The 6,957-nt window shown below is 28.3% G+C and carries 6 protein-coding genes; all 6 read right to left on the reverse strand.

Features of this window, described 5'->3' with window-relative positions:
* Positions 1 to 1,226 (reverse strand): ankyrin repeat domain-containing protein (locus J0H68_10005; protein MBN8829027.1); only part of this gene is annotated, 1,226 nt, incomplete at its 3' end.
* A gap of 135 nt (positions 1,227 to 1,361) precedes the next feature.
* Positions 1,362 to 2,516, reverse strand: coding sequence for a hypothetical protein (locus tag J0H68_10010; protein MBN8829028.1), 1,155 nt, complete (start codon positions 2,514 to 2,516; stop codon positions 1,362 to 1,364).
* Positions 2,517 to 2,630: 114 nt separating this feature from the next.
* Positions 2,631 to 5,618: an ankyrin repeat domain-containing protein gene (locus J0H68_10015; GenBank protein MBN8829029.1), complete on the reverse strand. Its 2,988-nt coding sequence runs from the start codon at positions 5,616 to 5,618 to the stop codon at positions 2,631 to 2,633.
* Between the two features lie 153 nt (positions 5,619 to 5,771).
* A complete protein-coding gene (locus tag J0H68_10020) occupies positions 5,772 to 5,957 on the reverse strand; it encodes a hypothetical protein (GenBank protein ID MBN8829030.1) in 186 nt (61 codons plus the stop codon).
* 81 nt (positions 5,958 to 6,038) lie between these two features.
* A complete protein-coding gene (locus J0H68_10025) occupies positions 6,039 to 6,371 on the reverse strand; it encodes an XRE family transcriptional regulator (GenBank protein MBN8829031.1) in 333 nt (110 codons plus the stop codon).
* 3 nt (positions 6,372 to 6,374) lie between these two features.
* The gene (locus tag J0H68_10030) at positions 6,375 to 6,725 is read right to left on the reverse strand and encodes a type II toxin-antitoxin system RelE/ParE family toxin (protein ID MBN8829032.1); all 351 of its coding nucleotides are present in this window, start codon (positions 6,723 to 6,725) and stop codon (positions 6,375 to 6,377) included.
* Between the last annotated feature and the right edge of the window lie 232 nt (positions 6,726 to 6,957).

Consider the following 6,957-nt stretch of genomic DNA (forward strand, 5'->3'; position numbering starts at 1 on the left):
CTGCTTTTATCAGTTCCAACTTTTTTACAAGCAAAATGAAGAGGTGTGCGGCCTGTACTTTTCTGAGCATTAGGATTTGCGCCCTTATTAAGCATTGTTTTAATTAATTGTTCGTCAGGATTTTGAGCATTTGCTGCAAAATGTAATGGAACTTGTTGATGCTCGTCACGTGCGTTTACGTTAGCACCCTTATCAAGAAGGGAAATAATTTTACTCGAATTTTCTCTATCTTCAATCATAAAATGAAGTTTTGTGCCGAGTGAATTACTTACTTTTAAAACATCCTGAACCTTTGATTTAAGAGTTTTAATGTCTTTTTCTTTTAAACCATTTAGTTTAGCATAAGTTTGAATATGGTAATCGATGTTTTTTGCAAAATCATCATTAGCAACAGCTAGGCTAAAGAATCTTGGGGTTGAAGCTGGGGCAGTGGATTTAAAGCCGATAGTATCATCTGCTTTTTTATTCTTTTGAATATTTATATTATCTTTTGCTATTCCATCAATAGCTGCTTGTATTACAAGATTAGGTTTTTGTGAATAATAATCAAAAAACTTTCGTTCTTCTTCAAGAGTATAAAAAGATTTATCAATATCAAAATTTATATATAATCCATGAATTTTATTAGGTTCATTTGTGATTTCTAATTTTGTGAAATAATCATTAATCCAGTGCGGAAGAATAGGATGAATATCTCTATTGATAAAAGTGTCGCTCATGAAAGGAGTCCATCCCTGATAGAAAAATATTACACTACTTCTTTTCTCACTTTCTGTGGCACTTACCGCAACATTATTTTTAACTTCGACAAAACCAGTAAATTCACCATCTTTTTCGCTACTACTAAAAAAGAGACCATATCCTTCATCAAGGCCTTTACTAACATTACCATATGTTCCTTGATACTTTACTTTAGTTCTATTTGTATAGTGATCTTTTATTTTTACTCTTTCGGTGCTTACTTCTCTAGCTGGTCTAACATTTGATATTTTATTATTATCAAAATACCCGTCATTTAGAGCGAGTTGTAATTCTGGACCATAAATATAGAATGTTTTTTTAAAGCTTTTTAAATCACTAGATAAATTAGTAAATTGGTTTGCGTAATTGTTATTTAAGAATTTTTGTAATTGTGTATAGGTACTATGCTTAAATTCGGTAACGCTAATTTCAGCATCTTTATAGAGATGTTCAAAACTGGGAGGGTTATTTTGGTCTTTTGACATGATAGAAACCTAATAAAAGTTAATATAAATGTTAACATTTGGTTAAATCATAATATTTTCATAATTATTTGTCAACCATAGGTAGTAACCTTATAAGTAATATATATATATTTTAGTTATATAATTAACTATTAACTAACGTTCTCTAGAAGGAGGATCTGTACGTTTAGGAGTATGTGGAGGTGAAGGATCTTTTCCATCATCACCTTTTCCTTTAACCGGTTCAACTTTACCTTGCAAGTCTTTAGCAACTTCTTTAGCCTCACCTTTGGCTTTTTCCACTGGAGTACTTTGTCCTTTTTGATTTTCAAGTTCACTACGAACATCTTTCATACCACTTTTAACACCTGCTTCAAACTGTTTTTGAGGAGTTGAGGCAGTTTTAGCAGCTTCTACAAGCTTAGCGTCGTTTACTTTATCATCGCCATATAAATTACGTAAATTATCCTGTTGCTGAACTATCTTTTGGTCTTTGTCTTTACTATTATGTTGTTTATTATCCTTTGAATTTTCTTGATTTGAAGCAATACGCTCATCTCTTACATTATTTTCATCTTTAGTTTTACTAATAGCCTCAATCTTTTCTTTAAGGTTAGAATCTTCTTTAAGTTTATCTACCACCTTTGATAAATCATCTTTAATTTTAGTAGCACTTTCATCAAAAGGTATTTTTATTTCATCTTTAGTTTTACTTTCGCCAATTCCAGCTTTAAGGGCAGCACTTGATTCATTAGCCTGTTTGGAAGGGGTTTCTTTTGATTGACTTTCCTGCTGCTGTTTTTGTTGCTCATTACTTGCAGCTTTTGAGGCTTCTGCCTTTCCTTCAAATTCTTTTAATAAATCATCTTTAAATACTGCTTTATCAGCTTGAGGTTCTAAACCAAGAAAAGATTTCGCAGATGCTATAATGAAATTAGCTAAAACCTTAGGTAATAGGAAATTCATAGCTTTCTTAAGCCAACTTTCCTTAACACCGATTTTCTCTAGTAATTCTAATTCTTCTGGTGTTAATTCAATATCACCCTCTGCTTTCAGTTTTTCAATAACTGCTTCTAATTTTTCCAAGGTTTGAGGTGACGCAAGTTCCTTATCACTGGCTTTTTTATTATTTTTGCTATTTTCTTCCTGATCTTGAATAAATTCCTCTAAAAGAGTGGCAAGTTCTTGCCTTTCTTTAGGATTTAAAGAGTTGATTTTCTCATTCTTTTTTTTTAGTTCGTTATTTTTAATATTAACCTTATTTTCAGCTTCTTTTATTTTATTTTTATCATTATCGTTACCATCAGCCATAATAAAGCCTTTAGAATATCTATTAATCATTTATTAATTATTTAACATTTTGCTTATAATGTCAAGTTTTACTCCATATTTCTTTTTAAATGTTTGAAACTTAAATAATATTAACTAAATTTTATGCATAATTTTGTAATACTTTACTTTGTATTCGGCTTTAATTAAATAGTATCCACCGATAATTAATAGTGAAACAATATTACTGTATTTTTTTTCTATTATAAATTCCTTACCATTAATGAATATTATAATTATCTGTAGGATATAATAACAATTAACTTTACAATCTTTACCATTAGTAAATTTCTCGCTTACTTTATATTTTATGTCTTTAATTATTGTCATATTTCGTAATAAAGAATTTAAACTAATAATTTTTATAGTAGTTAAATCGATTTCTTCCTTTATATCATTATTAAGGGGATTAACTTTTAGGGTATCTTCTACTACACGAGGTTTGATAACATCTAAAGGGGTAAGATTTTTATTATTTTTTATATTAGGATTAGCTCCAATCTTTAAAAGGTACTTAAATATTCCTCTTTTATCGAGACGTGCTGCAAAATGTAATGCTGTGTTACCATTATTATCCTGAGCGTTTATATCTAATAATTTTCCTGTTTTTTTACTGTGCTTATGTAAAGCTTTAATAATTTTAATATTGCCACCAAGTACTGCATTATGGATCAGACTTCTGCCATCAAAACTTCTAATACTTATATCAACGTTATATTTAAGTAATAATAAGGTAATTTCAAGAGAAGAGCTTACTACATATTGAAGGTATGAACAATTGTCCTTCCTTAATTTATGTACATCAGCATTATGCTCTAACAATAGTTTTATTATTTCAAAATCTTTATTAAATATAGCATCCGAAAGAGGAGTGTCTTCTGAATTATTTACAGTATTTACCTCTGCATTTTTACTAAGTAAGTATTTAACTATATCCTTTTTTTTTCGACATATAGCTTTATGTAAAGGAGTATTGTTAAAATCGTTACAATAATTTACATCTGCCCCTCTAGCAATTAATAGCTTAACATTATCTAAAGAATTACCTGCTTCTTCAAGTAATTGCTTATTTAAATTATCAATTACTTCTAAAATCTTATGAGTATTAATTTCTAAAGGTGTAATACTAGGAAATGGGCCTTTTATTTTACTAAGTTTAACGAGGTGATGCGCAAGGCTTAATAAAATTTTATCTTCTTTTACTTGAATATATCTTCCAAGTGAATCCTCAATAATTTCAATTTCTTTATTATTTACTTTAGTGGCTAAATTGTAAAAAAGTTCTTCATATCTATTTTTAGGATTTGGATATTCCTCATCTTCCTTTTTCCTATCTTGCTTATAGTTTGATAATAAATTAAATACATCAATATTGTTAGTATCTTTTGCGGCATCAGATGCAGTTTTTCCTTCTATATTTTTAAATGTAATATCGCAGTTGTAATCAAGAAGTAATTCAGTTATTTGTAAATAACCACAATAAGCAGCATAATGTAACGGACTTAGTCCTATATAATTAATTGCATAGTCCTCAATTTTTTTATCTAACTTTTGGGAAGTTTCTAATAATATTCTTGTAGTTGTTAAACAACCCGCAGTTACTGATAGATGTAGAGGTGTGTTACCTAAGTGATTTTTATTTTCAATATTTGCGCCTGCATTTAATAGGGTGAGTAGAATATTTGGATAGTTGTTACTTGCAGCAAAATGTAAAGGCGTAAAGTTTTCATTACTTTTACAGTTAACATTTGCCCCACTTGCAATTAAAAGTTTTACTATTCCAAGGTAGCCATTTCTGCATGCTTCATGTAAAGGTGTATAATTTAAATTATCACAAACATCTATTGCAACTCCTTTACATAATAAATAATTTACAATATCAAATTGACCTTTAATAACAGCAAGATGAAGTGCTGTTTGCTCGAAAGAATTTCTGAAATTTATATCAGCACCTCTTTTTATAAAGAATTTTACTTTCTCAAATGAAAACTCAGTATTTGCAAGTAAACTTGTACTTAAATTTGTAGCAACTCTTATAATATTACTTATTTTCGTATCTGATTTATATTGTTCAAATTCTTTTTTTTGTAAGACACGGTAAAAGCTTAAAAGATAATTTGGATTAGTAACTTCGATAAATTCACCATTTGAATCAATGGTTACTTTAATATCCTCATTACATATCCATTTTACAACTAACTTAGCTAATTGATCGCTTGTGCCTTTAGAAGAGCTAATTATTTCGTTTAAATTATTTTTTTTTATAATATTTATAGTTTCATTTTCTTCAACTATGTTTTCATTATTATTTTCGCGTTCTTTATGGATATTAGATAAATATAAAACTACTTCTAGTTTTCCTTCTTCTTCAGCGGTTTGAAGTGGAGTTCTTCCCTCATTATTTTTAATATTTAATTTTGCGCCAGCTTCAATTAAATCCTTAGTGATATTAAGATAACCGTTATGAGCTGCTAAATGAAGGGGTGTAAAACCAATTTTTGTCTTTGCTTCCAAATTAGCTTTATATAAAATTAATAATTTAACTATATTTTCTTGGCCATACCTTACAGCTTCATGTAAAGGAGTTTGATTATAAATATTTCTAATATCAATTTCAGCGCCTTTTTTCAATAAAGCCTCTACTGTTTTTACAGAGCCATTTTTTACAGTAAAATGTAAAGGAGTATTCTCATCATTATCAGTACAGTTAATATCAACACCTCTTGATATATGAAAATCTACGTTTAAAGTCTTATTATTATAATTTAAGTTGTTAATTAAACTTGTATTCAGTTTGAGTAACAACTCATATATTTCTTTTAATTTTTGATTATTATTTACTATATTTAGAAAAGGTATGGTTTTATATGTCTTATGAAGATATTTAATTATTAATGGAGTCTTAGCCTCTATAAAAGAACCATTAATATCGGTTTTAATTAAGATATCACCGCTTTCAACCGATTTTACTAAATACTCAAGCATTTCCTCAGTGTTAACAGAAGATGGAAGAGCCCTTGAGCCGCAAAAATCAAGGTGGACAATATTATTTTTACTTCCATCTGAAGAAGAGGTTATATCCATAACAGTTTAAAATAACAAATAGTTAATATATTAACTATTATGATATATATTAGCTTTTAAGTCAAATGTGAGAAGAGAACTAACAAACCTTTATAAAATCACAGTAAAGCCTAAATTCCATCTATTTGTTGTGGAATAATGAAGCTTTCAAATCTATATTTCACTTAAACTTTCTTTGTCCATTTGACGTTGAAGTAAAATTTTTTCAATTTTATCTAGTAACTCATGTTGTTCTTTAATAAAATTATCCTGCTTTTCGTGAATTTCACTTACTTGAGTAGTAACATTGTTAATTGTAGATATTAAACCTAAATTATTAGAATTACTATCTTGAGTCATAGCTACCTCTTAGTTAAAAATTGCAATATTGTTAACGTATTATTAGTTAAGTGTCAAACAACAAGAGTTATAAATGAAGTCTTAAAAATGATCGTTAAAAGGTTTATCTAGGTTATGGAACTGATTTATAACAATTTCACCTTCTGGAAATTTTGCCTTAATTTCTAATTCCCCACCCATAGCTTTTATATAGTTTTGTAAAGTAGATAAATACATATCAGTTCTTTTTTCCAATTTAGAGATATTAGCTTGAGAGGTTTGTAAAACTTCAGCTAATGTTTCTTGACTATATTGCCTTGCTAATCTTAACTCATTTAAGGCCATTTCTTTCTTCATTTCTTCTGCTAAAAGCTTAGATTTTTCTCTAGCTTCTGGTGTCATCTTATTTCTTAATTCATCAAATGAACGTGCCATAACTTATTTCTCCTTTATACTTTTCAAATGTTCATCAAAAAGATTATCTGCTTTTTTAATCATTTTATCGTACCAAGAATCATCCCCTGTCTTATCACCGCCTAATATTAATATAGCTACTCTTCTTGGGTCAAAAGCATATAATACTCTTAATGGTCTTCCTTTATGTTGTACTCTTAATTCTTTCAAATTTGAATGTTTAGATCCTTTTATAGTATCACTATGAGGACGATTTAGTAATGGTCCACGTTCCTCTAAGAGATAAATTCCTGCATCTACAGATATCTTTTCATCCTCTTTCAAACTATCCCACCATTCTTCAAATTCATCAAGATATTCAATTTTCCAATTCAATATAATCTCCATTTTCTATAATTATATTATAACCTAAAAGTTATATAACCTGCAAGTTATATTTTGTAAAAATTGTTTGTCCTAAAAACGATCGTTTTTGGTACTTTAAATTTCAGTATATAATTATATTTAAAAAACAGTATTCTAAAGTACCAAAACTTATTCCACAATCAAAGTTACAAAATTTGGTGTCATATTAAGTTATATTACTTACAAACCATATGTATTAAAT

It is taken from the genome of Sphingobacteriia bacterium, from assembly GCA_017304685.1.
In the GTDB taxonomy this organism is placed as follows: Bacteria; Pseudomonadota; Alphaproteobacteria; order Rickettsiales; family 33-17; genus JAFKLR01.

Excerpts from the sequence above, each read along its gene's own strand:
- J0H68_10010 (MBN8829028.1), bottom strand. The coding sequence starts at position 2,516 with ATGGCTGATGGTAACGATAATGATAAAAATAAAATAAAAGAAGCTGAA.
- J0H68_10015 (MBN8829029.1), bottom strand. The coding sequence starts at position 5,618 with ATGGATATAACCTCTTCTTCAGATGGAAGTAAAAATAATATTGTCCAC.
- J0H68_10020 (MBN8829030.1), bottom strand. The coding sequence starts at position 5,957 with ATGACTCAAGATAGTAATTCTAATAATTTAGGTTTAATATCTACAATT.
- J0H68_10025 (MBN8829031.1), bottom strand. The coding sequence starts at position 6,371 with ATGGCACGTTCATTTGATGAATTAAGAAATAAGATGACACCAGAAGCT.